The sequence below is a fragment of the Archangium sp. genome (genome assembly GCF_036277355.1).
In the GTDB taxonomy this organism is placed as follows: domain Bacteria; phylum Myxococcota; class Myxococcia; order Myxococcales; family Myxococcaceae; genus Archangium.
This window is the reverse complement of the sequence record NZ_DASUNC010000105.1, coordinates 1-25,511: the sequence shown is the minus strand read 5'-3', so window position 1 is coordinate 25,511 and position 25,511 is coordinate 1. Positions and strand designations below refer to the sequence as shown.

General features: G+C 69.2%; 21 protein-coding genes and 1 pseudogene. 15 read left to right on the top strand and 7 right to left on the bottom strand.

The features are described from left to right. Positions 1-2: 2 nt before the first annotated feature. The 8 genes from VFZ09_RS27430 (at position 3) to VFZ09_RS27395 (ending at position 7,162) form a co-directional block, all read left to right on the top strand. Entirely contained in the window at positions 3-1,331 is a 1,329-nt protein-coding gene (locus tag VFZ09_RS27430; protein ID WP_329730635.1) for a CheR family methyltransferase, read from the top strand. A 76-nt stretch (positions 1,332-1,407) separates the two neighbouring features. Further along, positions 1,408-2,271: a tetratricopeptide repeat protein gene (locus VFZ09_RS27425; protein ID WP_329730634.1), complete on the top strand. Its 864-nt coding sequence runs from the start codon at positions 1,408-1,410 to the stop codon at positions 2,269-2,271. 2 nt (positions 2,272-2,273) lie between these two features. Continuing rightward, entirely contained in the window at positions 2,274-2,399 is a 126-nt protein-coding gene (locus tag VFZ09_RS27420; RefSeq protein ID WP_329730633.1) for a hypothetical protein, read from the top strand. A 72-nt stretch (positions 2,400-2,471) separates the two neighbouring features. Beyond that, positions 2,472-3,383: a 5'-nucleotidase gene (locus tag VFZ09_RS27415; protein WP_329730632.1), complete on the top strand. Its 912-nt coding sequence runs from the start codon at positions 2,472-2,474 to the stop codon at positions 3,381-3,383. A 123-nt stretch (positions 3,384-3,506) separates the two neighbouring features. Beyond that, on the top strand, positions 3,507-3,800 hold the full coding sequence (gene rpmE / locus VFZ09_RS27410; RefSeq protein ID WP_329730631.1) for a 50S ribosomal protein L31: 294 nt from the start codon (positions 3,507-3,509) through the stop codon (positions 3,798-3,800). 198 nt (positions 3,801-3,998) lie between these two features. After that, positions 3,999-4,883: a site-specific DNA-methyltransferase gene (locus tag VFZ09_RS27405; protein WP_329730630.1), complete on the top strand. Its 885-nt coding sequence runs from the start codon at positions 3,999-4,001 to the stop codon at positions 4,881-4,883. A 75-nt stretch (positions 4,884-4,958) separates the two neighbouring features. Further along, the gene (locus tag VFZ09_RS27400) at positions 4,959-6,008 is read left to right on the top strand and encodes a lipase secretion chaperone (RefSeq protein ID WP_329730629.1); all 1,050 of its coding nucleotides are present in this window, start codon (positions 4,959-4,961) and stop codon (positions 6,006-6,008) included. Beyond that, positions 6,005-7,162, top strand: a complete 1,158-nt coding sequence (locus tag VFZ09_RS27395; RefSeq protein ID WP_329730628.1) for an endonuclease — start codon at positions 6,005-6,007, stop codon at positions 7,160-7,162. Before VFZ09_RS27400 ends, VFZ09_RS27395 begins: the two co-directional genes overlap by 4 nt. Here VFZ09_RS27395 and VFZ09_RS27390 read toward each other — a convergent pair. The 3 genes from VFZ09_RS27390 to VFZ09_RS27380 are packed head-to-tail and all read right to left on the bottom strand — an operon-like array spanning position 7,159 to position 13,273. Then, a complete protein-coding gene (locus VFZ09_RS27390) occupies positions 7,159-11,343 on the bottom strand; it encodes a protein kinase domain-containing protein (RefSeq protein ID WP_329730627.1) in 4,185 nt (1,394 codons plus the stop codon). The two genes, VFZ09_RS27395 and VFZ09_RS27390, sit on opposite strands and share 4 nt — an antisense overlap. 7 nt (positions 11,344-11,350) lie before the next feature. Beyond that, positions 11,351-11,992 carry a hypothetical protein gene (locus tag VFZ09_RS27385; protein WP_329730626.1) on the bottom strand — a complete coding sequence of 214 codons (642 nt, stop codon included), beginning with the start codon at positions 11,990-11,992 and terminating at the stop codon, positions 11,351-11,353. Between the two features lie 15 nt (positions 11,993-12,007). Then, positions 12,008-13,273: a hypothetical protein gene (locus tag VFZ09_RS27380; protein ID WP_329730625.1), complete on the bottom strand. Its 1,266-nt coding sequence runs from the start codon at positions 13,271-13,273 to the stop codon at positions 12,008-12,010. A 116-nt stretch (positions 13,274-13,389) separates the two neighbouring features. Here VFZ09_RS27380 and VFZ09_RS27375 point away from each other — a divergent pair, with 116 nt between their 5' ends. From VFZ09_RS27375 to VFZ09_RS27360, 4 genes are all read left to right on the top strand, one after another. Continuing rightward, positions 13,390-14,442: a saccharopine dehydrogenase family protein gene (locus tag VFZ09_RS27375; protein WP_329730624.1), complete on the top strand. Its 1,053-nt coding sequence runs from the start codon at positions 13,390-13,392 to the stop codon at positions 14,440-14,442. Between the two features lie 93 nt (positions 14,443-14,535). Further along, positions 14,536-16,701, top strand: coding sequence for an FAD-dependent oxidoreductase (locus VFZ09_RS27370; RefSeq protein WP_329730623.1), 2,166 nt, complete (start codon positions 14,536-14,538; stop codon positions 16,699-16,701). Continuing rightward, positions 16,698-17,477, top strand: coding sequence for a hypothetical protein (locus VFZ09_RS27365; RefSeq protein WP_329730622.1), 780 nt, complete (start codon positions 16,698-16,700; stop codon positions 17,475-17,477). Before VFZ09_RS27370 ends, VFZ09_RS27365 begins: the two co-directional genes overlap by 4 nt. Positions 17,478-17,488: 11 nt before the next feature. After that, a complete protein-coding gene (locus VFZ09_RS27360) occupies positions 17,489-18,526 on the top strand; it encodes a polyprenyl synthetase family protein (RefSeq protein WP_329730621.1) in 1,038 nt (345 codons plus the stop codon). Between the two features lie 12 nt (positions 18,527-18,538). Here the strand turns inward: VFZ09_RS27360 and msrB are convergent, their stop codons facing one another. Continuing rightward, the gene (gene msrB / locus VFZ09_RS27355) at positions 18,539-18,961 is read right to left on the bottom strand and encodes a peptide-methionine (R)-S-oxide reductase MsrB (protein WP_047856455.1); all 423 of its coding nucleotides are present in this window, start codon (positions 18,959-18,961) and stop codon (positions 18,539-18,541) included. 328 nt (positions 18,962-19,289) lie between these two features. Here msrB and VFZ09_RS27350 point away from each other — a divergent pair. Further along, a pseudogene (locus tag VFZ09_RS27350) lies at positions 19,290-19,601 on the top strand (ribosome-binding factor A); the annotation flags it as partial. A gap of 123 nt (positions 19,602-19,724) precedes the next feature. Here VFZ09_RS27350 and VFZ09_RS27345 read toward each other — a convergent pair. Continuing rightward, positions 19,725-21,338 carry a VCBS repeat-containing protein gene (locus VFZ09_RS27345; protein WP_329730620.1) on the bottom strand — a complete coding sequence of 538 codons (1,614 nt, stop codon included), beginning with the start codon at positions 21,336-21,338 and terminating at the stop codon, positions 19,725-19,727. Positions 21,339-22,159: 821 nt separating this feature from the next. Further along, positions 22,160-23,140 (bottom strand): LysR family transcriptional regulator, encoded by a 981-nt coding sequence (locus tag VFZ09_RS27340; protein WP_329730619.1) that lies wholly within the window; start codon positions 23,138-23,140, stop codon positions 22,160-22,162. Between the two features lie 124 nt (positions 23,141-23,264). On the opposite strand from VFZ09_RS27340, the gene VFZ09_RS27335 reads away from it, so the two are divergent. Together VFZ09_RS27335 and VFZ09_RS27330 are read left to right on the top strand one after the other, a co-directional pair. After that, positions 23,265-24,227: an alpha/beta hydrolase gene (locus VFZ09_RS27335; protein ID WP_329730618.1), complete on the top strand. Its 963-nt coding sequence runs from the start codon at positions 23,265-23,267 to the stop codon at positions 24,225-24,227. After that, on the top strand, positions 24,224-24,718 hold the full coding sequence (locus VFZ09_RS27330; protein ID WP_329730617.1) for a nuclear transport factor 2 family protein: 495 nt from the start codon (positions 24,224-24,226) through the stop codon (positions 24,716-24,718). Before VFZ09_RS27335 ends, VFZ09_RS27330 begins: the two co-directional genes overlap by 4 nt. A gap of 456 nt (positions 24,719-25,174) precedes the next feature. On the opposite strand, the gene VFZ09_RS27325 is transcribed toward VFZ09_RS27330, so the two are convergent. Then, a complete protein-coding gene (locus tag VFZ09_RS27325; RefSeq protein ID WP_329730616.1) occupies positions 25,175-25,360 on the bottom strand; it encodes an ATP-binding protein in 186 nt (61 codons plus the stop codon). Positions 25,361-25,511: the final 151 nt, after the last annotated feature.

The window sequence follows — 25,511 nt, the reverse complement described above, 5'->3', positions numbered from 1 at the left end:
AGGTGGCTCCTTCTTCCGCCTTTCCGCCGGCCTCCAGTCCCTTCCACGCCTTCGTGGCGCGGCGGACGGGCATGGCCTTGAGTGAGTTGCAGTGCCGCCGGCTCGACGAGAAGCTGACGGCACGGCCGGGCGGGTTGACGCCGCAGTACCTGCTGCACCTGCAGACGCCCGCGGGCGCGGCGGACCTGGCCGAGCTCATCGACGCCATCTCCGTGCAGAAGACGGAGCTCTTCCGGGACGAGTCGCAGCTGGCGGCGTTGCGTGCGCACGTGCTGGAGCCGATGGTGGCGAGGATGCGCCGGCCGCTGCGGGTGTGGAGCGCGGGCTGCGCCACGGGCGAGGAGGTGGCCACGCTGCTGGTGCTGCTCGCCGAGGTGGGGGCGGATCCGGACAGCACGGTGCTGGGCACGGACATCTCGGAGTCGGCGATTACTCGGGCGCGGGAGCTGTGCTTCAGCTCGGAGCAGCTCCAGCGGGTGCCCTCGGGCATGCGCGAGCGCTGGTTCCTGCCCGCCCCCGGGGGCCGCTTCACGCTGGTGGGGCACCTCAAGGAGCGGGCCAGCTTCGAGTGCCACAACCTGATGGACTTGCCGTACCCGGTGGCGGCGGAGGGGCAGGGCTTCGACATCATCGTCTGCCGCAACGTCCTCATCTACTTCGCCCCCGACTCCTTCGAGCGGGTGGTGGCGTCGCTGGCGGGGCGGCTGGCTCCGGAGGGGATGTTGGTGCTCTCGGCGGCCGAGCCGTTGCTGCGCGCGCCGCCGAGCCTGCGCACCGTGCGCTTCGAGCAGGCCTTCTTCTACGCGCGGGCGCAGGAGGCCATGGGCTTCACCGACGCGACGCCGCCCGGGGCCCCGAGGACGCCGAGCTCCAGTGGGCTGCCCGCGGTGGGCACCCGCCAGCCCCTGCCGAGGACCGCGATGTCGGGCCGCTTCCCGGCGATCCCCGCCCCGCCGCCGCCACCGGAGGCCCCCGCCGAGGTGCGGCCCGGGGATGCCGGCGCGCACACGGAGGCGGATGCCCTCTTCGCGAAGGTGCTGGAGTGGGCCTCCTCGGGAGGCGAGGCGAGCCCCCAGACGGCGGAGGCGCTGCGGCGCTGCCTCGCGTTGGACCCGGACCTGGCCGCGGCGCGCTACCTGCTGGGGATGTTGCTCGAGCAGCGGGGCGTACCGGCCGAGGCCGCTGTGGAGTACCGGCGGGCCCTGCGCTCGCTGGAGGAGGGGAGGGCGCGCAACACCCCCTTCTTCCTCAACAACGCCCGGCTGCAGGTGGCCTGTGCGCGAGCCATCGAGCGGGTGGAGCGGGGCGCCGGTCCGCCTCCGGCGCGTTGACAGGCGGGCAGGCGGGCCCCGAGGGCCGAAGAAGCCCGCGCGGGCCAGGGGGTTTGACCGTAAGATGCGCCCCCCTATGAGAAGGCTTGCCCTGATAGCCCTCCCGCTCGCGCTCTCCGGCTGCTTCTACCCCGCCGACCGCGGCCGCGCCCTGGAGACCCGTCTCGAGAAGCTCGATGCCTCCCAGGCCCAGCTCCAGGCGGAGCTGAAGCAGACCCGGGAGCAGCTCGACGCCACGCTGCCGAAGATCGACGCGAAGATCGCCGAGGTCTCCAAGGCCCTGCAGAGCCTGGACACGGCCTCGCGCCGCTCGGGCGCGGACATCGGCATCCAACTGCAGAAGACGGTGGAGGATCTGGCGCAGCTGCGCGGCCAGGTGGAGACGTACCTCTACAAGATTGGCGAGCTGGAAGGCGCGCTCTCCAAGACGAGCGAGGAGACGGAGAAGCGGCTGCAGGCGCTCAAGGGCGACGAGGCCCTGAAGGAGGCCGAGGCCCGGAAGAAGGCCGAGGAGCTGAAGCGGCCCACGGACAAGAAGGAGTTCCTCGCGCTGGCCCAGGAGAAGGCGAAGGGCGGCGACATGGCCCTGGCGCGGCAGCTCTACTCGGAGTTCCTCAAGAAGTGGCCCAAGGACGCGCTGGCCGCCGAGGCCCACTTCGGCCTGGGGGAGACGTACTTCTCCGAGGACAAGTGCCGCGAGGCCCTCTACGAGTACGGCAAGCTGCTGCAGGAGCACCCCAAGGCGGACTCCACGCCGGACGCGTACCTGCGCTCGTCGGAGTGCTTCAAGAAGCTGAAGATGCAGGAGGAGTCGCGGCTGGCGCTCGAGGAGCTCGTGAAGGGCTACCCGAAGTCCGATGCGGCCAAGACGGCCAAGGCGCGCCTGGCCGAGCTGGACAAGGCCAAGAAGGCCGAGCCGAAGAAGGGTGGCAAGAAGTGAGCATGCGTCTGACGTTGCTGGCCGTGTTCGCGCTGCTGCTGACGCCCATGGTGTCAAACGCGGCGCCCAGGCAGGTGGTCCTCCTCTTCACCGGAGACAACGGGGGCGAGATCGCCCCCTGTGGTTGACGCCACAACCCGTCTGGCGGTCTGGCCAGACGAAAGACGGCTTTCTCGCGGGAGCGCGCGGGGGACAAGCCGGTGCTGGTGCTGGACGCGGGCAATGCGCTCTTCAAATCCGCCGCGGCGGGGGGTGATCCGAAGGAGAAGGAGCGGGCCGCGCTGCTGCTCGAGTTGATGGACGGGCTGGGCACCACGGCCATGGCCGTGGGCACGCGCGACCTGACGCTCGGGACGGACTTCCTCACCCGGTCCTCGAAGGGCCGGAAGATGAAGCTCCTGTCCGCCAACCTGGTGGACGCGGCGGGCAAGCCGCTCTTCCCGGCCTCCACGGTGGTGACGGTGGGCGGCGTGAAGTTCGGCCTGGTGGGCCTCTCGCCGGAGGGGCCGGTGTCCACGCAGAAGGGCGCGGTGGGCAAGCCTCCCGTGCCCGCCGCCATCACCGAGTCCCGCCGCCTGCGCACCCAGGACAAGGTGGACGTGGTGGTGGTGCTCGCCGCCGTGCCCTACCTGGAGGCCGTCAAGCTCTCCCAGGAGGCGGGCAACGCCGTGGACCTCATCCTCCAGTCCAACGACAACCGGGGACAGGGCACGCCCCAGCGCAACGACTTCGCCACCCTCGTCCCCACGGGCGAGCGGGGGCGGGAGATCGGCCACCTGACCCTCTCCGTGGACGGCAAGGGTCCCTTCGTGGACCTCTCCGAGACGGAGCGGGCCCAGCAGAACCTGAAGATGCTCGACGCCAACCTCCAGCAGGCGAGGCGGAGCCTGGCGGCGGCGAAGGACGAGCGGACCCGGAAGAGCTGGGAGGAGACCATCGCCAGCGTCGAGGCGCGCCGGAAGGCGCTCGCACTGCAGGTGGAACCCGGCAAGCAGGGGAGTGAGCGCACCCTGCGCCTGTCGTACATCGCCCTGGGGGGCAACGTTCAGGATGATCCCGAGGTGAAGAAGCGGGTGGAGCGAATCGAACCCCCGGGGTCCGCATCTCACTAGTCTGGACGGGGCCCGGTCGCGGGCCTTGTGCCAGGGCCGGTCCGCCGTTATAAGCGCCGGCCTACCTCTAGAACGCCAGACCTCCCACCTCCGCGTGGGGGCAAGGCGCAGGGAGTCGTCCAAATGAAGCCCGATCTGCACCCGGTCTACCCGGCCGCCCGTATCACCTGTGCGTGCGGTAACACCGTCGAGACCAAGTCCACGCGCGGCTCGTTCACCGTGGAAGTCTGCTCGAACTGCCACCCCTTCTTCACGGGCAAGTACAAGCTGCTCGACACCGCGGGCCGCGTGGAGAAGTTCCGCAAGAAGTACGCCGCCAAGCCGGCCGAGGGCGCCGCCGCCGAGGGCTCCGCCCCCGCCGCTGCTCCCGCCGAGGGCACCGCCGCGAAGAAGACCGCCAAGAAGGCCAAGGCCTAGTCTCTTCCGCACGACCGCGTAGCACCCGCCGAGCACGGCGCTGGAAGGCCTCGACGAGAGGCACTCCCGCCGTGCTCGCGGCGTTTCGGGCACCCCTGATTCCTGTCAAGTTTCAGGGTGCTACAGATCAGAAATTGGACGTAGCAGCATGTTGCCCGCACATTCCCGCCCGTCACGACGACCCCTGACGGAGGCGAGATGTCCGCGGAAGCCACTGCCCTGAAGCTCGTTCAGCAGCCCTCTCTGCGCGAGAGCCTTTACGCCAAGAGCGATGCGTACCGGCTGTACCAGGGCGACAGCCTGGCGCTGATGGAGCAGTTCGAGCCGGGCACCTTCGACATGGTGTTCGCCGACCCGCCCTACTTCCTGTCCAACGGCGGTTTCACCTGCAAGAACGGCAAGCGCGCCGCGGTGAACAAGGGCGGCTGGGACGTGTCGCGCGGGGTGGACGAGGACCACGCCTTCACCACCGCGTGGCTCAAGGCCTGCCAGCGGGTGCTCAAGCCCACCGGCACCATCTGGGTGAGCGGCACGCAGCACGTCATCTTCTCGGTCGGCTTCGCGATGCAGAAGCTCGGCTACAAGCTGCTGAACACCGTCACCTGGTACAAGCCCAACGCCAGCCCCAACCTGGCGTGCCGCTACTTCACGCACTCCTCCGAGCTGCTCATCTGGGCCTCGCCCAAGCCGGCCTCCAAGCTGCAGCACACCTTCAACTATTCGAAGATGAAGGCGGACAACGGTGGCAAGCAGATGCGCGACGTGTGGGCGCTGCCGCGCACGGGTGACGAGGAGCTGGCCGCCGACGAGTCCGGCCGCGTGTGGACGATGACGGCGCCGCGCCGCGAGGAGAAGGCGCACGGCAGCCACCCCACGCAGAAGCCGGTGTCGCTGCTCGAGCGCGTCATCGAGGCGAGCACCCCCGAGGACGCGCTGGTGTTGGATCCCTTCAACGGCAGTGGCACCACGGGTGTGGCGGCGCTGAAGCTGGGCCGGCGCTACGTGGGCATCGACATGGACGAGCAGTACCTGAAGCTGTCGCAGAAGCGCCTGACCGAGGTCGAGCGCGCTGCTCGCCGGTAGTCCAATCCCATACGCGTCTGTTGTCGCTCGCCAGCTGTCGAAGCGCGAGTCCGGCCGCGAGCAAGAGGTGCTCCCATGCGGGTGGGCGTCAGGGTTCTGGGAGTCCTCTCGGGGGCGGTGCTCCTGGGCCTGGCGGCCGGGTGGTCCTCTACCCACTCCGTGGCGGTCGCTCGGGCCCCGTCCACGCCCGATGGCCAGGTGCCCTCCCGGACCGGCACTCCACGTCCGGCACCCCCCGCCAGGAATGCGCCGGCTCCATCCGAGAACCTCGATGCGCGGGAGCTCGAGCTGCGGATGCGGGTGGCGAACGTCCGGGCCTCGCTGGGCCGGAGCTATGAGCGTGCGTCCTCGCAGGGGGACTTCGCGCTGGCTCCGGGCCACATCCTCGAGAGTCTCCTCGAGCGGCGTTGCGGACTCGTGCGGCTCGGTCTCACCGGATCCAATGCCGGGGAATTCTGCCGGGAGCTGCTCTTCTCGCTGCTCCGGGAGCGGCTCTCCCTGCCCGAGGGGACTTCCCAGGCGCGGTTCTGGGAGTCCCTGACGCGGGTGGACGAGGCCGCGGCTCGGCATGGCCTCGGAGCGTCCCCCGTCTCGGGCGGTGAGGCGTTCCACGTGGCCTACGAGCGCTTCCGGCAGGAGCGCCGGGACATCGTGGGCCCGGACGTCGAGCAGCGGCTCTTCGGGCTCTCGGATGAGCTGGTGCGCCTGCCCTTCCTGGTGGACGAGCTCGTCAATGATTCGCGTCTGTCTCCCGAGCAGCGGATGGCGGCCTATGACGGCCTGCTCCAGAGCATCTCGCGGGACCATGGCGTCGAGCTCGCCTCGGTGGTGGAGCCGCTCGAGCTGGCGAAGAATGCCTTGCGGCTCCACGGGCCGGCGGGGGCCCTCGGGCCCGCGCAACAACAGGCCATCCTGGAGCGGTACGCCGGCCCCGAGGTCACGCGGCTCCACCTCGAGCACCAGCTGGAGCAACAGGACCGGGGCGAGCGCCTGCGAGCCTTCAACCAGGAGCGTGACAGGCTCCTGCGTCAATTGACCCGCGCGGGTCTCACGCCGGAGCAACTGCGCGAGCGGATGCCCGGACTCGATCAACAGCTCTTCGAGAAATACCAACTCAGCCCATGAAGACTCTCGAGAATCAGGGAAGTTTCCGCCTGTTGTTCGCGGTGGTGGCGTTGACGCTCGGAGGCTCGGCGTGGGCCTCCGGGTATGACGCCTATTATTCGAACAGCCCCACTGCCTGGTACGACGCGGTGGCCGAGCTCGAGTACTTCAATCCCTCCCTCACGCCCGCCTGGCAGCTCAACGAGACGTGCGACGACACGGGTTACTTCTCGGTGGCGTCCTACAACATCTTCCACAACGTGCCCTTCGTCTACGACTTCGGAGACGAGATGGAGCAGAGCCTGGGGAAGGTGACGAAGTGCGCGGACGTCGTCCTGTACCAGGAGGCCTGGGATTATGACGACATCATCCAGGACGGACCCAAGCAGAACATGGCCGCGCGCGGCTTCAACCTGCTCACCCCCACTGGTTATTACTGTGATGACACCTGGGGTGGCATCGAGAACGACTGCAGCGGCTTGATGATGTTCTACAAGAGCGGCACCACGCTGGTGAAGGAGCTCACCCTCCAGCCGTTCACCGACTCGAACGGGGCGGACATCCACAAGGAGAAGGGGGTCTGGGGCGCCATCTTCGCCAAGGCGGGCAAGTATTACTATGTCTTCGATACGCACTTCACCTACGGGAACAAGGGGCACCTGGAGGGCGATGCCGCCTCGGACGCCTCGCGTATCTCCAACATGAAGCAGTCGCTGGCCTATATCCGCAACCAGGTGACCGCCAACCAGCTGAGCTATCCGCCGTCGCTCGTTCTCTTCGGGGGTGACTTCAACTCCGACTTCACCAGCACCCACAGCTACTCGCGGGGCTATCAACTCCTCGTCCAGGCCGCCGCCCAGACGTATTTCTATGAGCCGTATGCCTATTCCATGATGAATGCGGTGATGGGCGGCTACGAGACTCCCGGCTTCCAGTCCAACTGGGTGGGGGGCACCGTGGACACGGGCCCCAATGGCATGGCCACGGGAGAGAAGGCGGACTACGACGCCGTGCTGGTGGGCAAGCCCGGTGCCTTCGGGCAATGCGCGCCCATCGAGCTGTCCTACAGCGGCTGGGCTCCCGCGTGGAAGACGACGGCCGGCGTGCGCAAGTGGCCCTTCTATACCCACTCCGATCACTACGGCCGGTGGATCCGGGTGAAGCCCGGCTGTTAGGGCCTGGCCAGCAACTCCTGGGCGGCCCGGTAGTCCCGGAGGCTGGCGTCCGCGGAGACTCCGCCGAGCACCTCCGTCAGGAGCTCGCGGGCCTTCTGCTCCTCGCCGGATTGCGCCAGGAGCCGCGCCAGGCTCGCGGCCGAGCGCAACGCATGGAGCGCCGCGCCGGAATGCCGGGCCAGGGTGAGCGCCTGCTCGAACGAGGCCCGTGCCGCTTCCGTCTCTCCCTTCCGGAGCTGGAACTCTCCCTGGAGCCACAGCAGGTCCGGGTGTGCACGGCGCGCCAGCAGGGGCTCGAGCACCTTCAGTCCCTCCTTCACGGCGGCCAGTCCCTCGTCGATGCGTCCGCTCACGAGATACGCCTTGATGAGACACACCAGGCACGTGGGGTACATGACGAGCGCGCCCATGGCCTGGATGAGCCCGAGGCCCTGCTGGATGAGGGGGATTCCCTTCTCGGCCTCTCCGAGCCGGGCGGTGGCCCAACCCAGCACGCAGTAGCCGATCGCCAGGGTGGACAGGAACCCGTTGCCGGCCGAGACGGCGATCAACCGGTTCGCCATGTCTCGCGCGGCCTCGGGCTCCTCCACCTCGTATTCGATCGACGCACAGTACGAGAGCGTGACCGCCACCGCATACGGGTGCTGCATCGCCTCGGCCAGCGCGAGCGCCTCCTGGTACGCCGCACGGGCCCGGGCGATGTTTCCCAGCATCGACTCGGTGAAGGCCTCGTACAGGGGCGTGTAGAGCACCTGCTCGGAGAAGTAGCTCTCGCTGCCACCGCCGCGGATGCGCGCCAGGGTCTCCAGGGGGTGCTCCTGGCGGATCAACCCTTTCGCCAGCGTGCAGTGCCGCAGGGCCTCGGCGTACGCACCCCGCCAGAACTCCAGCGAGCCGAGCGCGGCATGGATGACCACCTGGGTCGTGGGATCATCGTGGGTCTCGAGGATGCGCTGGAAGCGCGCCTCCACCCGCGCCGCGTCCTCGCGGTTGCCCCGCACCAGCGCGACGACCCAGATTCCCCAGACCACCGACAGGGGGACGTCCCCGTACCGCTCGCAGAGCGCGTGGGCGCGGGTGTAGACCTCCTCCACCTCCCGGGCGGCATAGCCCTTCGTCGCGACGAGCGCCTGGCCGAGCTCGACCCGCAGGCCGATCTCCCGCTCGTCCCGCTCTCGCGAGGCCGGCAGGAGCTCCAATTGCTCCAGGGCCTGGGTCAGGTGGCTGATGGCCTCGGGGAGGGCGGACTTCGCCGCGGCTCGCTGGCCCGCCCTCTGCCACAACGTCACGGCCTGCTCGGCCAGCCCCGCCCGGGTGGCGTGGTTCGCGAGCTGCTCCGGCTGTTCCTCCGCCATCTCGGGGAACCGCTCGCTCAGCACGTGGAAGATCCGGGTGTGGTAGTGCTTGCGCGTGCTCCGTGGCAGCGATTGGTAGGCCGCGTCCTGGACGAGCGCGTGTTTGAAGGCATACGTCAGGTGGGGCGGCCAGCCCTGTTGGAAGAGCAACCCGGCCTGCTCGAGCTGCTCGATGTCCCGCTGCAGCTCGTCCTCCGGGAGGAGCGAGATGGCGCGGAGCACCTCCTGGCCGAACTCCCGGCCCAGCAGGGCGGCGAGCTGCGCCAGCGCCTTCGTCCGGGGCGGGAGGTGGTCGAGCCGCGCCAGGAGCAGCTCGTGCAGGGTGGCCGGAATGCCTCCGGCCGAGCCCCCTTGCTCCAGCACCATCCGGGTCATCTCCTCGATGAAGAGGGGAATGCCATCCGCCCGGGCCACGAGCTGCTCGAGCGTCCCGTCCGGCAGGGTCCCGCCCCGGGCCGTCTCCCGCGCCAGCGTGGCGGTGTCCTCGGACGAGAGGGGCGCGAGCCGCGACTCGTGGTAGCCGGGATGCTCCGCCCAGCGCTGCGTGAGCCCGGGCCGGGAGGTGAGCAGCACGCAGATGCGAAGGCGCGCGAGGTGCTCCAGGAGGTAGCCGAGGAACTGGAGGGTGGAGGGATCGGCCCAGTGCACGTCCTCCACCACGAAGACGAGGGGCCGGTCCTCGGTGAGCCGCTGGAGGAGGGCCGAGAGGGCCTGGACACCGCGCTCCCGCTGGCGCTCGGGAGGCAGCAGGAGGAAGGGCGCACCCGGGGGGAGCGGCAGCGACAGGAGCGAGGCGAGTGGCGGCACGTGCTCCGGGGGCAGGCCGAGGGCGGCGCTACGTTCCTCCAGCATTCGCAGCTTCTGCTGGGCGCTGTCGTGGGGCGAGAGCTCCAGGAAGCGCTGGAGCCAGTCGATGAGCGGATGGAAGGCACTGCTCTTGAATTGAGGCCAGCACTGGCACCGCGCCCAGGTGCTCGAGCCGGGAGTCTCCTGATCATGCAACTCCTGGATGAGGCGGGACTTGCCGATACCCGCCTCGCCCTGGAGCAGGATGAAGGCCCCGTGCTCGCGCGCGGCCTCGTCGCGCAGCTGGCTCAGGCGCCGCAGCTCCCGTTCCCGCCCCACCAACGGTGTCAGGGGGCCCATGACGAGCGCACGATCGAAGCGCGTCACGTTCCTGCGCTCCTGGAGCACCCGGTGGACGCCGAGGAGCTGGCTTCCCGAGGTCCCCTCGAAACACCAGTGGCCCAGCGGCCGGGTCTGGAACCGGCCTCGCACGAGCGCCTGGGTCCGCTCGCTGACGAGCACCGTGTTCGGCTCGGCCTGTGTCGCCAGCCAGGAGGAGATCCTCGGCGCCTCGCCCTGCATGGCGGGGAGCATCCCCTGGAGCTCGGACATGACATTGGCCAGGGCCACCAGATCGGTATGGATGCCCACGCGCACGGACAGGCCGTGACGCCACATGCACAGCATCTCTCGCGGGAGCTGCTCCGTCTGCTGTAGCGCCGCGCGGACCGCGTGCTCCGCGTCATCTTCCCCGGCCCGGGGGTAGCCGAAACACGCGAGCACCTCGCCTCCGACGGCCGTGGTGATGGCCCCGCCGTGCTGGTGGATGATGCGCGTGCAGGCGCGGTGGAAGGCCGCCTCCAGCTCGCTGGCGTCCTCGGGATCCATCCATCCCCCCGGGGCGGGAGCCAGCGCGAGCCGGCAGGACACCAGCGTCACCGGCCGCCGCTCGGCCTGGGCCTTCGGGCGCTCGGGCCGCAGGGCGAGCCGCTCCTGCAGCTCGCACAGCCCCTCGAGCAGCTCGGAGCCATCCGCCGGGCGCTGCGAGGGATCCTTCTCCAATGCCGAGGCGACGAGCCGCTCCACCTCCTGGGGGAGCTCGGGGCGGCGCTCGCGCACCCGCGGCATGGGGCTGGCGGAGAGGACGTACGCCCGGAGCTCCTGGCGCGTCAGCCTCGGGAACGGCAGCTCGCCGGTGAGCAGCTCGAAGAGCAGGACGCCGCAGGACCAGATGTCATCGCGCGCGTGGGGCCTCGCCCGCATCCACTGCTCCGGAGACATGTAGGGGGGCGTTCCCGAGCCACCTGGTTCGTGCGAGGCACCGGCGCCGATCAGCAGCCGTGACAGGCCGAAGTCGAGCAGTTTGGCCCGGCCCGTGGAGTGGATGAAGATGTTGCCCGGCTTGAGGTCCAGGTGGACGAGGTGGCGCTCATGGGCATGCGCCAGGCCCGCCGCCACGTCGATCATGATGCCGAGGACGCGTGGCAGTCCGAGCCGCTCCTGGCGCAGGAGGGCCTGCAGGCTCCTGCCCTCCAGGTGCTCCATCACGAGGAAGGGAATCTTGAAGGGGGAGGGGCCGAGCGCCGGGCGGAAGCCGGTGCTCCACAGGGACACGTCGTGGATCCGGACGATGTTGTCGTGATCCAACCGCGCCGTCGCCTGGGCCTCCTCGCGGACGAGCAGTGCCACCTCCTTCTGGGGAAACTGCAGGAAGGAGAGGAGGAACTTCAGGGCCACCGTCCGCTGCAGCTCATGGTCCAGCGCCCGGAAGACCCGCCCCATGCCTCCTTCGCCGATCAGCTCGAGGATCTCGTACCGGCTCCCATCCAGGCCCCCCAACCGCTCGCCCAGGACGGGCATGGGAACCGGTGGCGCCTGGTGGGAGATCTCCCGGAGGAACGAGTCCTCCCATTCGGAACCCACGTGCGAGGCGGACTCCCCGACGAGGAACGACGCGCTGCGCTCTTCATGACCGATGACCTGTCCCATCTCGTGTCCCAATCCGAGGAAGGCCTGCTCGCGAGATGGCGTGCCCGCCACGGGTCTCCTACGGCAACGTGGGTTCCTCGAAGAGGGCACAGATGATCGCGAGGGGGCGGCGTTCTGATCCTTCCCTGGCGAACACGGCTCCCGCATAGAGCCCCGGGAAGATGCCCTTCTGCTCGCGCACGCTCCTGCCCCTGCCGATGTCGACCAGGGTCACCACCACCCGGTCTCCTTCCGGTGACAGGCGGGCCCGGACGTGTGCCCGGGAGGAGATCGTGCGGCTTCCCGAGACCGGTGGGCCTCCCGCCAGGATGTCATCTCCAACCCGGTAGAGATCGCTCACCTCCGGTGTGACGCCGGGGGGCAGGAAGATGTTCGTCGCCGCGTCGCCTGGGGGGCTGAACTCGGCGTCTCCATCCACGACGAAGAGCAGGGTGGGGAGTGGGTTCTCGCGCCCCGCGGCCAACTGGAACGGGACGGTCGCCAGGTCGATCCACGCGTCCACCATGCCCAGGGTGTCTTGCATCCACTGGGTGGAGTCGTACGTCCCCGCTCTCACCTTCTGGAGGATGCCCGTCCAGCGGCCGAGCTGGTCCTGCCAGAAGGAGGTGGAGGCCTTCAGGAACTCGTCCAACCGATGAACGGCGGTGGTGGTGCCCGTCCCCGAAGGGGCGCTACTGGTGTCACCGGTCGTCGTCGTCATGGCGGGCTCCTTTGTCTAACAATAGAGTTTCTTGACGAGCTCGTTCATCCAGAGCCCCACGACGACTGGCGCCAGATGAGAGAGGATTTGGCCGGAGCCCAGGGCGGCCGGGGGACGGGTCCGTCTGTCCAGGAGGTCCGAGTAGCGGATGTTCTTCACCGTGCGGAGCTGGAAGCGGGGTCCTCCGGCGCGGGGATTGGGGATGGGCGCGACCGTCTGGAAACCGGCGTCCACGTCGATGCCCCGGTCGAACGAGACCACGAAGAGCTCGCTGCCCTCGCACGAGAAGAGCGAGAACCGCATGTCGATCGTCTGGTGGGGCTCGTCCACCGTGTAGTCGATGTTGAGGAAGTTGCGGAACGAGGCGGCGCGGAACGTGTTCCAGTTCCACTCGACGTGCTCGAAGAGCGCTCCGTGCCAATCCGTTCCTCGCAGGGTCGCTTTGGCGGCCGGGACCGGCACGAACCCGCGTCCGTCCGGGGTGGGCTCCACCTGGAAGCATTCGGGCCAGAAGGGCGAGGGGCCCCAGCTCCGTGGATCCAGGGTGCGAGCGAGCAACGCGAAGTCGCATCTGGACTCGGAGGGGATGTCCACGGTCGTGACCAACGTCTCCAGGTCCACCGTGCTCTCGGGTCTCGACGTGAGAAACCGCGCGGCTTGCGGGGCGGAGCGCACCCGGGCCTCCTCGGGTGGCGTGGGCGTCTTGGCCGTCAGGCCCATGACCTGGAGGAGGGCCTTGCGCAGGCCCCTCTCCCGGGTGGGGTACACCGGATAGACCAGCGGGGGGACGGGGGTTTGCTCCGTCGGAGGCGGAGGTTCCGTGGGGGCCGGGTTGGCGAGCCCTCGATAGGCGAAGTTCCTGATGTCGTCATAGCTCAGGAACCGGCCCGGGATCTGGCCGGGAACCGTCTCCTGGATGCTCTCGGTGAGTGCCCTGCGGAAGGCCGCCGGGTCCCCCACCTCCACGCCCAGGAGGTTCGCCAGATGGTGGATGAACTCGTCCCGCTGCTCGACGAGCACCGCGGACGCCAGCTTGAACTCGGCGGTGGCCAGCGCTTCCTCGGTCCGTCCTCCGGGGAGTTGATGGATGAGCTCAATGGCTTCCGAGAGGGGGAGCGGTTGCATCTCCGGAGGAAGGGCCAACGACGCATCGCCCCGGGGATCCGTGTGAAGGAACACGCTGAGCAGGCTCGCCCGGTATTCGTGGACGCCGGGGTCCCGCTCCGGGAGGAAGCTGTCGGATTGTCTGGTGATGGCCATCAATCCCCGCAGTCGCGGCACGCTCGGGCATTGCCCGAGGCCTACTGAGTAGAGAATGAGTCAGGTGGGTGTGATCTCAAGGGCTAGGCGTGCGACGGGGCGTGTGTCTTGTCGTAGGTTGGGGGCGGGGGAACCCGATGCCGATCACCCATCCCTTCCTTCTCTATGGGGCCACGGGCTACACCGGCCGGTTGCTGGCACGAGCGGCGAACGAGCGGGGGCTCCGCCCCATCCTGTGTGGCCGGGACGAGTCCCGGCTCGCGGCCCTGGCCTCGGAGCTGGGTCTGGAGTACCGGGTGGCCCGCCTGGACGCCGGCCTGGACGAGGCCCTGCGGGGAGTCCAGGCCGTCCTCCATGCCGCGGGGCCGTTCTCCTCGACGTGCCGTCCCATGGTCGACGCCTGTCTGCGCGCGGGGGTCCACTACCTCGATCTCAGTGGTGAGGTGGCGGCCATCGAGGGCGTCTTCCAGCGGGGGGCCGAGGCACGCCGGCGCGGCGTCATGCTCATGCCGGGGGCCGGGTTCGACGTCGTCCCATCGGACTGCCTCGCGCTCCACCTGTCGCGCCAGGTGCGGGGGGCCCGGCGGCTCGTGCTGGGCATCTCCGGGCTGGAGATGATCTCCCGTGGCTCGTTCCGGACGCTCGCCGAGGGCGCGGGGCAGTCCATCCTCATTCGCCGGGGCGGGCGCATCCTCGAGCTCGTCCCGGGCTCGCTCCAGCGCGAGCTCGATTTCGGCTCGGGCCCGCGGACGAGCCTCGCCATGAGCTGGGGAGACGTCAGCACCGCGTATTACTCGACGGGCATCCCGGACATCGAGGTGTACTGTGACGCCATCCCCACCCTGTGGATGATGGTGATGGCGAACCGCTGGTTCGGGGGGCTGCTCGCCTCGGACGTGGGGCGGCTCGGGCTCGAGCTCCAGGCGCGGGCACTGCCTGCCGGTCCGACTCCGGAGCAGCGCGCCGGACGCCAGGGCGTCATCGTCGCGGAAGTGGAGGACGCCGCGGGCCGCCGCCTCCGTGGGCGTCTGCGCACCCCGGAGGCCTATACGTTCAGCTGTACCACCGCGCTGGCCCTCGTCGAGCGCGTGCTCGCGGGAGACGTGGAGGCGGGAGCCCAGACGCCCGCGCGAGTCTATGGCCCGGACTTCGTGCTCTCGTTCGCGGGTGTCTTGCGAGAGGAGTTTTGATTGCCCTGGAGTGCAGGGAGGCGTTGGCGGATGGACGCTCCTGCCAGGCGCTGGATTGACGGGCTTCGTGTCTGTCTTCTTCACTGAGCGGTGATGAGCCATGAGCGCCCCATCGACATCGCCATCATCGGAGGGGGTTGCGCGGGCATCGCCGCCGCCTTCGAGCTGACGCGGCCCGAGCACCAGGGCCGCTATCGCGTCACCGTGTACCAGCTCGGCTGGAGGCTGGGGGGCAAGGGCGCGTCGGGCAGGGGGCCGGCGGACCGCATCCAGGAGCATGGGCTCCACCTGTGGATGGGGTTCTACGAGAACGCCTTCCGGTTGATTCGCGAGTGCTACGCGGAGCTGAAGCGGGACCCGGCCACCTGCCGCATCGCCGACTGGAGCGATGCCTTCGTTCCGGATCATTTCAACGGCCTGGCGGACTGGTCCCCACGGGGAGGCTGGTCGCCCTGGACGGCACGGATGCCCCCATTCGAGGGGCTGCCCGGCGATCCTGGCAACGAGGTTCCCCGGTGGACCATCGCCGACTACCTGGCGAGGAGCCTGGAGCTGGTGCGCGCCCTGGTGATGACGGTGTGGGAGCCCGCCAGCGGGACGGCACCCGAGGCACGGCGGGCCCCGGTGGGAGTGGGGACTCCGGAAGCGGTGCTGGAGTCGATGTCGAGCCTCCTCAAGTACGGACAGTTCGCCACGCTCGCCGCGGTGATGGAGGCGCTGGGCTTGATGGAGGTTGCCCTTGGCACGTTGCGCCGCTACCCGGAGAACCTGCTGCTTCGCTTCCATGACGCGGTGGCGGCCGCGCTGCGCGAGCGCTTCGCGAAGCTGATCGACACGGACGATCAGCTCCGCCGCCTCTGGGAGATCATCGACATGATGCTGGCGGTCGTCCGCGGGGGACTGCGCTTCCGCCTGCTGACGGATCCCCGGGGCTTCGACGCCATCGACGATTACGACTGCCGGGAGTGGCTGCGCCTCAACGGGGCCTCCGAGGGGACGATCAACGGCGCCTTCGTCCGGGCGCTCTATGATCTCACCTTCGCCTACGAGGATGGGGACGTGCGCAAACCCCGGGTCGCTGCCGGACAGGGGCTGCGAGGCGCGTTCCGGGCGTTCTTCACCTACCGGGGCGCCTTCTTCTGGAAGATGCAGTCGGGGATGGGGGACGTGGTGTTCGCTCCCTTCTACGAGGTGCTGAAGCGGCGAGGTGTCCGCTTCGCGTTCTTCCATCGCCTGGAGGACGTCCGGCTCGTGGCGCCCGAGCGGCTCGCGCCGGGCGAGCGCCCCCATGTGGAGGCGCTCGAGTTCGACGTGCAGGCCGAGGTCGTGGGTGGAGGGGAGTACCAGCCGCTCGTCGACGTGCGCGGGCTGCCCTGCTGGCCCGCGGCTCCCGACTACCGGCAGCTCGTGGAGGGGGAGCGGCTCGAACGGGAGGGATGGCAGTTCGAGTCCCACTGGGACCGGCGCAAGGTGGGGACGCGGACGCTGCGCGTGGGGGAGGACTTCGATTTCGTCATCCTCGCCGTGGGCGGCGGGGCCATCCCCCATGTCTGCAAGCAATTGGTGGAGAGGGATCCGCGGTGGCGCGCCATGGTCGAGCGCGTCAAGACCGTCCCGACCCAGGCCTGTCAGCTCTGGATGAGCGCGGGCATGAGCGAGCTCGGCTGGAGCGCGCCGCCCATCAACCTCTCGGGCTTCGTCGAGCCCTTCGACACCTGGGCGGACATGTCCCATCTGGCCTCCGAGGAGAGCTGGCCCCGGCCACCGGCGGCGATCGCCTATTTCTGCAACGTGTTGCCGGATGTCCCCGAGGAGGAGCGGCAGCGCCCCGCCTTTCCCCAGGAGCAGCACGAGCGGGTCCGGCGCAATTGCATCCAGTTCCTCCAGCGGGACGTCGTCCACCTGTGGCCCCGGGCTCACGAGGCCTCTGGCGGGTTCCGGTGGGACCTGCTCCTGGATGCGCGGGAGCCGCCGGAGGCCGGTGCGAGCACCACGGGCGAGGCCCGCTTCTCCTCTCAGTATTGGACCGCCAACGTGAACCCCACGGACCGCTACACCCTGTCGCTGCCCGGAAGCTTGAAGTACCGCCTCTCGCCGCTGGACAACACCTACGACAACCTCACCGTCGCGGGTGACTGGACGGACTGTGGCTTCAACCAGGGGTGTGTCGAGGCCGCGGTGATGTCGGGGCGGCTGGCGGCTCATTCCCTCTCGGGCGCACCCCGGCTCGAGGACATCGTGGGGTTCGATCACCCGTGAGCACCATGGATCCTCGCGAGAGAGCGAAGAAGCCGGAGCCCGAGCGCACGCAGCCCATCCGCAACTGGACCGTGCTGTTCCCGGGCACGCCCCCGCGCACGCCACCGCCGGGAGCAGCTCCTCCGTCAGGAGAGGCCGTCTCCCGAGGCGTGGAGATGGGCTACCGGGTCATCGAGGAGTACCTGCGCCAGGGACAGAACGTGGCACGCGCGATGGGGGGTCCCTCGTCCGGAGGAGGGGCTCCGGCCGATGATGGGCTCCAGAACCGCATGGGGGCGATGCTCCGGAGCTTCACGGACTTCGCCAGTCTGTGGATGGAATTGATGGGCAGGATGGGCGCGGGTGGCGCCGGCTCCGCTTCGAGTGTCGCGCCTCCGATGGGGACGGCGGGTCCCTTCCCGGCGGGAGCCGCCCCGGCCGCTTCCGAGCCCCCGAGGGCCGAGGCGCCGGCACCCCCGGTGGTTCCCGAGCCCCAGGCCGTGGCTCCCCTGGGACTCACCCTCGACATCGACTCGCCCCGGCGCGTCGAGGTCTCGCTCGAGCTTCGCCCGCGCTCCTCGGCCCTGCCGCTCGTGGTTCACGACCTGCGCGCTCCCGAGCCGGACAAGCCACGCATCACGGGCGTGGAAATCGAGTGCCTGCCCGAAGAGGAACGGGTGGTCCTCCATCTCCGGGTCGCGGAGGCGCATCCTCCCGGGGTCTACAGCGGGCTCATCGTCGACGAGCGGACGGGCCTTCCGCGCGGCACGCTCACCGTGCGGATTCCTCCCCGGTGACCGGAGGTCTCATGTCCACCACGGCCGCATCGGCGCGAGTCCGGGAGACGCTCGAGGAGTATGGCGCCGCGGCCCGGGCCCGCATGAGGGAGTACCTGCGGGACAGACAGTCCCACCACGCGTTCTATGAGCTCGTCTCGGACTATCCCGAGCGGGGAGGGCGGGCCCTTCGCGCCAGCCTCTGTCTGGCCACCGCGCGGGCCTTCGGGGCTCCGCCCACGGACGCCCTGAACTCGGCCGTGGCGCTCGAGCTGCTCCACAATGCGTTCCTGGTCCACGACGACCTGGAGGACGAGAGCGAGGAGCGGCGTGGCCGTCCGACCCTGCACCTGCGTCACGGCGCTCCCCTGGCCATCAACGCGGGGGACGCCCTGGCCGTGCTGAGCCTGCGTCCGCTCATCGACAACGTGGGCGCGTTGGGCGCCCGGCTCGCCTTGAGGATTCTCGAGGAGGCGGAGCGGATGGCGCGCGAGTCCGTCGAGGGACAGGCCCTCGAGCTGTGGTGGCGCCAGCACCACGTCATCGAGCTGGGGGAGGCCGACTACCTGCGCATGGTCCTGAAGAAGACCTGCTGGTACACCACCATCTATCCGATGCGCGTCGGGGTCCTCATCGGCACCCGGGATGGCGTGGAGTTGGATGGCTATCTCCACTTCGGGTTCTTCGTCGGCGCGGCCTTCCAGATCCAGGACGATCTCCTGAACCTCGTGGGGGACGAGGCGAGCTACGGCAAGGAGCGCGATGGCGACATCTGGGAGGGCAAGCGCACGCTGATGCTCATCCACCTGCTCAACGCGATGGAGCCCGAGGCACGGGCCCGGCTCTCCGGGGTGCTCGGGAGGCCCCGCGCGGAGCGGACGCGGGAAGAGGTCCGGTGGGTCCGGGAGCAGATGGACCGGTACGGGTCCATCGACTACGCGCGGCAGGTCGCCCACGGACTGGCCGGGGCGGCCCTGCACGAGTTCGCGCTCGCCTTCGCGGACGTGCCGGATTCACCGGACAAGGACTTCCTCGCGGCGCTGCCCACCTGGGTCATCGAGCGGGCCTGAGCGCCTGGCGGCTCACTTCGTCACGAGCTGGATGGGTTGCCCCTCCGGCACGTGCTTCATCGCCACCGAGTTCATGCAGTAGCGCAGCCCGGTGGGCGGGGGACCATCCGGGAAGACGTGCCCCAGGTGGCCATCGCACCGGCCGCAGCGGACCTCGGTGCGCAGCATGCCGTACGAGCGATCCTGGTACTCCGTCACCGCGTCCGCCTGGAGGGGCTGGGTGAAGGAGGGCCAGCCGGTCCCGGACTCGAACTTCTCGCCGGACTTGAACAGCGGGTTGCCACAGCCGGCGCAGACGTACGTGCCGGGCGTCTTCGTCCCGAGGAAGCACCCGCTGCCGGGGCGCTCGGTGCCATGGTGCCGCAGCACCCGGTACTCATCGGGCGTCAGGCGCTTGCTCCACTCCTCGTCACTGAGGATGAATTTGTCAGCCATGTCCTCATCCTGCTGTCCGCCGTGTCCGGGAGCAATCCTTCCTTGCGGCGCGGCGCCCGGGGATTGACACAGGGAGTGTGGGTGCCCATCCTGGGCACTTTGGCTCGCGCGGAGGCCGCTGTCGCGGCGGGAGGTGTGCCATGGGACGTGTCGAAAACGGTGTCTCGGGTCTCTCCACGCCGCCGCTCGCGTAGCCGGGCGCGTTCCGTCTCACCGCTGAACGGACCGCTGGCTCCGGTGCTCGGGCACCGGTGTGGAGCCTCGTCTCTTCCTGACGGATGGCGCCGTGCCCCCGTGCGGGTGCGGCGTCCAGGGAACCGTTCGCTCCATGAGCTCGAAGCCTCGCCGTCCCCGCGGCGCGTCGCCACACGACGCGTCTGTTCCGGCGCGTCACCTGCGCCTGCAGTCCTCCATTTTCGAGGAGGTGTCCCTCCTCTTCCGAGGTGAGCTGTCCGATCCGCTGCTCGAGGGCGTCACGGTGACGACGCTCGAGCTGTCGCCGGACGGCCGCCAGGCCCGTATCGGCTTCACCCTTCCGCCCGAGCGCCAGGAGTCCGGCCCCGCTCCGGTGGAGGAGGCCCTCGAGCGCGCGACGGGTTTCATCCGCTCGCAGCTCGCGCTGGGCCTGAACCTCAAGCGCGTGCCGAACCTCTCACGCCCATCGCCGTGCTCAAGGGCTGAGCCCGTGAGGGAGGCGGCGGGAATCCAACCCGCCGCCTGGCATTCCCAGAGCGGAACCAGCCCCGTTGCCCGCCCATACCCGTCAGACGTCCACCCCGGCCGGCTGGGCGGCCCGCGTCACTTGCGGCCGTTCGACCGGTGCCTGGATGCCCAGCTCGCGGCGGGCGAGCGCCACGATCACCCCGACATCGCCGAAGCCGATGATGTCGGCGCGGCCGTCGCCGGTGATGTCCGCCAGGAGGCGTGGGTGCTTCGCCATCTGCCAGCCGGCCTCGGTGCTGAAGCTGACCGTGACGCGCTGTGGCGCTTCGAAGGTCCCGTCGCCGCGGCTCAGCGCCACGTACACGCCGGTGCCGCCGAAGCCGATGATGTCGGCGCGGCCGTCCCCGGTGATGTCCGCCAGGAAGCGCAGGTGCTGCTCCACCCGCCAGCCAGCGTCATAACCGAAGTCGGAGAGGACGAGCCGCGGCGCTTCGAAGCTCCCGTCGCCCCGGTTCCGCGCCACGTACACGCCAGCGTTGCCGAAGCCGATGATGTCGGCGCGGCCGTCGCCGGTGATGTCCGCCAGGAAGCGGGGATGCTTCTCCACCCGCCACCCTCCGGCGTCATAACCGAAGTCGGAGAGGACGAGCTTCGAGGCGGTGAAGGTCCCGTCGCCGCGGCTCAGCGCCACGAGCACGCCAGTGTCGCCGAAACCGACGATGTCGGCGCGGCCGTCGCCGGTGATGTCCGCGAGGATGCGGAGGTGCTTCTCCACCCGCCACCCGCCGGCCTCGTGCCCGAAGTCCGAGAGGACGAGGACCGGGGTCTCGAACAATCCCCTCGTGAACTCGCCCGTGTCTCCGGAGATTCCGTGGGCGCCCTGGTCGGGGTAGTGCTCACGCTCGGCCTGGATGATGGCGTCGCCCATGGGACGCGACTCCGTCAGCACCATCCTCCAGAAGGCCTTGGCGACCTCCTCCGAGGGACCGATCAGCAGGTCGAGCCTGCCCCCGACGAAGGTGCGTGCGCCCGCGTCCATGATGGCTGGCTGGAGGGGTGGATTGAACACCTCGCAGGAATTGAAATAGACGGCCGCCGGAAATACCGGGCGCGAGGTCAACGACTCGAACCAGTCGGACGTGAGCATCCCATCGTCGAGGGCGATGCAGTAGTTGTTGCCGTGGCCGACGTTCAGGAACCCTTTCAGCTTTCCGGAGGAAAGGAAGGCCTGGTAATTGGCGACGGAGGCGTCCGGACCCAGCAGGATCTGCGTGCGGAGCCCACACGACTCAGCGATGGCGGCAACGGTTTCGACCGCTGTCTTCGCCGTTGGAATATCCGGCACCGGCGTCGCGCACACGAAGTCGATCGCCTCGAAGTCGAAGGCCTTGCGTGCTGGGCCCTCGTCCACTTCCTTGTCGACGTAGTTCTTCTCCTCCGACGTGACGTTGTCGTTGGCGTCGAGGGTCAGTGCGATGACTTCCAGGGAGTAGCAGTCCCTGCGCTGCAGGTAGACGACGAGGGTCTTCTCGTTCGCATACCTGCCCGCCTTCACGCGGATCTTCGCCGACCTGTACGGTTCGCTCCGCTTGAGCAGGACCTGGTCGCGCACGATGGTGCGCAGTTTCGATTCCTCGTCCGCCGTGAGGGGGTAACCCTTCTTGGGAGAAGGCATGAACGAGATGGTCGTGTTCTCGTTGGCATGAGTGGGCATGGCGCGCTCGCTTGATTGTCTTTACCTGCCGTTCTGTACTCCAGCACTAGAACTAGGGTTGGTGATCCTGCCGTGCAATGCCCCCCCCATCCCCAGAGGGTTTTCTCTCGAGGGATGCAAGGCTTTGTCGTTCCTTCGCTGGGTGCTTACGGAGGAGCGTGAGCCTCATCCCCCGGGCCGGAAGGAGCCGAGGAATCAGCCCACGGGCTGGCAGCCGGAGAAAGCGCGCCCCGGAGGAGTGCTCGGAGAGCATCGCGCGCCATACGAGCGGCAGGTTGCCCGTGGAGGTGGAGCGGGGAACTACGATAACCCAACGGCCTCGTGGTAGGGATGGAGCCAATGGCCTCGGCCCACCGCGCAGTCGTTCGCATCACCGGCCCCGGACCGGCCAGGGAGCGTCTCGGAGGTGTCCGGGCTCCTGTTCATCCCCCAAGCAGGAGAGGAGGGGGCGAGCGTGGCACCTGAGAGAGCGGTCAGGAAGGAACCGAAGAAGCAGCGGACGCCGCGAGTGGACTTTCGCGAAGCTGCCGCGCAGGACGGAAAGCGTTGGATGTCTCCACCTGTCGCTGGTGTGGAGGCAGGCGCCGGGTGTTGGCGTCCCTGACGGCCCCCAACGCAGTCCGCGCGATTCTGGAGCACCTGTCACTGCGCACGCGGCCTGCTCCGCAAGCAGATTCTGCGAACGTTGTTTTATAGAACAAGTTTGACCGTGACATTCAACTGGCCGGCGAAGTCAGACCGGGGACGCAGGCACCCACTGGCGGCGATGTTGGTTGAAGGCGACGCCATCCTGCCCCCCCAGGCGCCCGTCGAGAGCCGTGTCATGATCTGCCTTGGGCTGTGGGAGCGCCGGCAGCGCGCGAGGGCCGCCGGCCCGCGTGTTGGAACTCCCCGCCCCAGGTGGACTCCGACTGCATGTGGGCCATGAGCGCCTCGATGAAGGCCTGAACCTTGGGCGAGCCGCGGCGGCTGCCAGGGTAGACGGCGTGGATGGGGACGCTGGGCGGCTTGTACGCGGAGAGCACCTCGACGAGCCGCCCGGCCTCCAGCTCCCGCGCGACGGAGGGGGAGGGAAAGCGCCCGATGCCCAGCCCGGCGAGGACGGCATGCAAGACGAGCGGGAAGGTGTTGGCTCGCAGCGGGCCGGACACCGGCACCACCTCCCGCCCCTTCGCTCCAACGAAAGGCCAGCTCACGCTCGGCTCCCCGTCGGAGAGGGTGATGCAGGCGTGCGCGCGCAGCTCTCGCGGGGCGCGAGGCGCCCCCCGGGCGCGCAGGTACGTCGGGCTGGCGCAGTAGACGGTGCGCGCGGCGCCCAGCGTGCGAGACAGGAGGGAGGAGTCCGCGAGCGGCCCTACCCGCAGGGCGAGGTCGAAGCCCTGGGCGAGCAGGTCCACGCGTCCCCAGGAGGCATGCACCTCCACCTCCACGCCCGGGTAGCGCGCCACGTAGGGGGCCACCACGGGCGCCAGGAGCTCGGCCAGGTGGGGCGTGGCGCTCACGCGCAGGGGGCCGCGGGGCACGGCCTGCGCCTCGCGCAGCGCCTCCTCGGTGCCGCGGGCCTCGGCGACCACGCGGGTGCACCCCTCGTAGTAGCGCTCGCCGGTCTCGGTCAGGCGGAGCTGGCGCGTGGTGCGGTGCAGGAGCGGGACTCCCAGCCGCGCCTCGAGGCCGCTCACGCGGCGGCTCACCGTGGACTTGGGCAACCCCAGCCGCCTCGCTGCCGGGGTGATGCCTCGCGCCTCCACCACCGCCGCGAACACAGCCATGTCATCCAGTCCCAGCGCCAGGGCGTTCCTCATATGGAACAGTCTGTCTCATTGTTGCTCCCTGGTCTACCCACCCGTGAGCGCGTATTCCATGTCTCGAGCGCGGAGCCGGGCAGGCCCGGACGCGCGGGAGATCTGCTCAAGGAGACATGACGATATGAACTTCCCCTCGAAGGTACACCTGCTCGCGCCGCTGCTGGCCCTGCTCACCGCGTCCAGCCTGGGCTGCGGCGAGGAGGTGACACAGCCGGAGCAGCCGCAACCCGCCCCGGCGCCGGCCGGCTTCCGCCATGAGACGGCGCAGGTCAACGGCCTCACCCTCCACTACGTGCGCGGCGGCGCAGGCGCCCCGCTCGTGCTGCTGCATGGGTGGCCTGAGACCTGGTACGAGTGGCACCGGGTCATGCCCTCGCTCGCCGAGCGCTACACCGTCATCGTCCCGGATCTGCGCGGCGCGGGTGAGTCCTCCAAGCCCGCGGAGGGCTACACCAAGAAGCAGATGGCGGAGGACATCTACCAGCTCGTGCGGCAGATTGGCTTCGTGGACCAGCCCATCCACCTGGTGGGGCACGATATTGGAATGATGGTGGCTTACGCGTACGCGGCCCAGTACCCCCAGGCCGTGAGCAAGCTGGTGCTGATGGACGCGCCGCTGCCCGGCATCCAGCCCTTCTGGGACTTCATCCTGCTGGACCCACGCTCGTGGCACTTCGACTTCCATGCGGAGGTGGAGCTCGCCGAGGCGATGGTGAAGGGGCAGGAGCGCGAGTACCTGCAGTCCTTCTACCAGAAGTTCGCGCTCAACAAGACAGCCTTCACCGAGGAGGAGTTGCGCGAAGCAACCCGCGCCTACTCCCAGCCGGGCGCCCTGGCCGCGGGCTTCAAGTGGTACATGACCTTCCCTCTGGATGTGCAGGACAACCAGCTCTTCGCGCAGCGCAAGCTGACGATGCCGGTGTTGGCGCTCGGGGGGGAGGCGAGCGCCGGGCCCTTCATGGTGCCCATGGTGCAGCAGGTGGCGGAGAACGTTACCGGCGGCGCCATCCCCCAGAGCGGCCACTGGATCGCCCAGGAGCAGCCCGAGGAGTTGGTGCGGCGGCTCAAGGACTTCCTCCAATGAGCACGCTTCGCGTTTCCATCTTCGCCGCCGTGCTGACCCTGGCCATGAGCGGCTGCATGGCCTCCACCCAGGAAGTGCCCGAGAGCGAGCAGGCACGCCAGACCGCCCAGAGGGCCTATGAGGCCTTCGCGCAGGGCTGGGCCACGGGTGACTTCGAGCCCTACCTCGCCATGCTGACGCAGGACTTCGAGTTCTCGTTCCCGACCGGCGAGGACCGGGGCCGCTACACCGGCGCCGAGGGCTACCAGCGCATGGTGAACAAGGTCCGCGGGCACTCCACCCGGGGCGAGCGGCTCACGCTGCTGCAGCCGCTGCGCGTGATGTCGGACGGCAAGACCATCGTCTTCGAGTTCGAGAGCCGGGGCCAGTTCGGAGACCACGCGTACCGCGGCCACAACATCATCGGGTTCGACGTGACGGGAGACCGCATCAGCGCGTTCCGGGAGTTCTTCGGCGACGTTGAGCCGGCCCTCCTCTGCGGGGCGCGCTAGAGGCCGGACGCCTGTAGGCGACAGGCCGAGTCGCGGCCCTCCTGGCCATGCGCTTCGCCTTCGGCGTGCCCATCCGCGGCAACCTGGTGTTCCTCTTCGCGATTGCCGTTCCAGAAGGTGACGGCGTGAGCTCTCGCAACCGCCCCCGGGTGAGCCCCAGGGCGGCCTCGGATGGACAGGCGCACCCGAGGGAGGCGGGCGTTGCGCCTCGTGCAACACCGCGTCCACGAATCCGCGTCTCCCGCCTGGTCCCTTGGCCGCCTATGAATCCTCGCCGTGGAGCCCACCGCTGGGTTTCCATCACTGGCTTGGCGCACTGGCTGGGGGACGAGTGTAGACGGCAGCGAAGATCCGACGGAATTTGACGGTCGGGTCAACCGAGCATCCACCCCCAAGACGAGAAAACCCCCGGTCGTTGGCGCGATCGGGGGCGAGGTTCTTCAGGGGCTCAGGCACTCAAGCGGATTTGGAGCTCTTGCGCTTGGGGGCCGGAGCAGTCGGCTGCGGGTCAACGCCCGCGTGCTTCTGCCTCCAGGAGTCCGCGTCGATGTCCAGCACGTGGCAGTGCTGGACGAAGCGGTCCACCAGGGCCGCGACGCACGCCGCACCCGGGAAGACAGTCCCCCACTGTTTGAATGACAAATTGGTGGTGGCGCATAAGAGAAATAGGGGCACGGTTGAGGGCAGAGGGTAGGGGCAGAGAGGCGGGGGAAGGCAGCTGACGGGAGCCCAAGAGGAGTGAGCCATGCCGGTGCACGCAGCGTGCGGCCGCCTTGAGGCACACGTCGGCCCC

Coding starts and splice junctions, on each gene's coding strand:
- VFZ09_RS27345 (WP_329730620.1), bottom strand. CDS start 21,338: ATGCCCACTCATGCCAACGAGAACACGACCATCTCGTTCATGCCTTCT.
- VFZ09_RS27370 (WP_329730623.1), top strand. CDS start 14,536: ATGAGCCATGAGCGCCCCATCGACATCGCCATCATCGGAGGGGGTTGC.
- VFZ09_RS27360 (WP_329730621.1), top strand. CDS start 17,489: ATGTCCACCACGGCCGCATCGGCGCGAGTCCGGGAGACGCTCGAGGAG.
- msrB (WP_047856455.1), bottom strand. CDS start 18,961: ATGGCTGACAAATTCATCCTCAGTGACGAGGAGTGGAGCAAGCGCCTG.
- VFZ09_RS27400 (WP_329730629.1), top strand. CDS start 4,959: ATGCGGGTGGGCGTCAGGGTTCTGGGAGTCCTCTCGGGGGCGGTGCTC.
- VFZ09_RS27420 (WP_329730633.1), top strand. CDS start 2,274: ATGCGTCTGACGTTGCTGGCCGTGTTCGCGCTGCTGCTGACGCCCATG.
- VFZ09_RS27340 (WP_329730619.1), bottom strand. CDS start 23,140: ATGAGGAACGCCCTGGCGCTGGGACTGGATGACATGGCTGTGTTCGCG.
- VFZ09_RS27335 (WP_329730618.1), top strand. CDS start 23,265: ATGAACTTCCCCTCGAAGGTACACCTGCTCGCGCCGCTGCTGGCCCTG.
- VFZ09_RS27405 (WP_329730630.1), top strand. CDS start 3,999: ATGTCCGCGGAAGCCACTGCCCTGAAGCTCGTTCAGCAGCCCTCTCTG.
- VFZ09_RS27385 (WP_329730626.1), bottom strand. CDS start 11,992: ATGACGACGACGACCGGTGACACCAGTAGCGCCCCTTCGGGGACGGGC.
- VFZ09_RS27330 (WP_329730617.1), top strand. CDS start 24,224: ATGAGCACGCTTCGCGTTTCCATCTTCGCCGCCGTGCTGACCCTGGCC.
- VFZ09_RS27425 (WP_329730634.1), top strand. CDS start 1,408: ATGAGAAGGCTTGCCCTGATAGCCCTCCCGCTCGCGCTCTCCGGCTGC.
- VFZ09_RS27395 (WP_329730628.1), top strand. CDS start 6,005: ATGAAGACTCTCGAGAATCAGGGAAGTTTCCGCCTGTTGTTCGCGGTG.
- VFZ09_RS27375 (WP_329730624.1), top strand. CDS start 13,390: ATGCCGATCACCCATCCCTTCCTTCTCTATGGGGCCACGGGCTACACC.
- rpmE (WP_329730631.1), top strand. CDS start 3,507: ATGAAGCCCGATCTGCACCCGGTCTACCCGGCCGCCCGTATCACCTGT.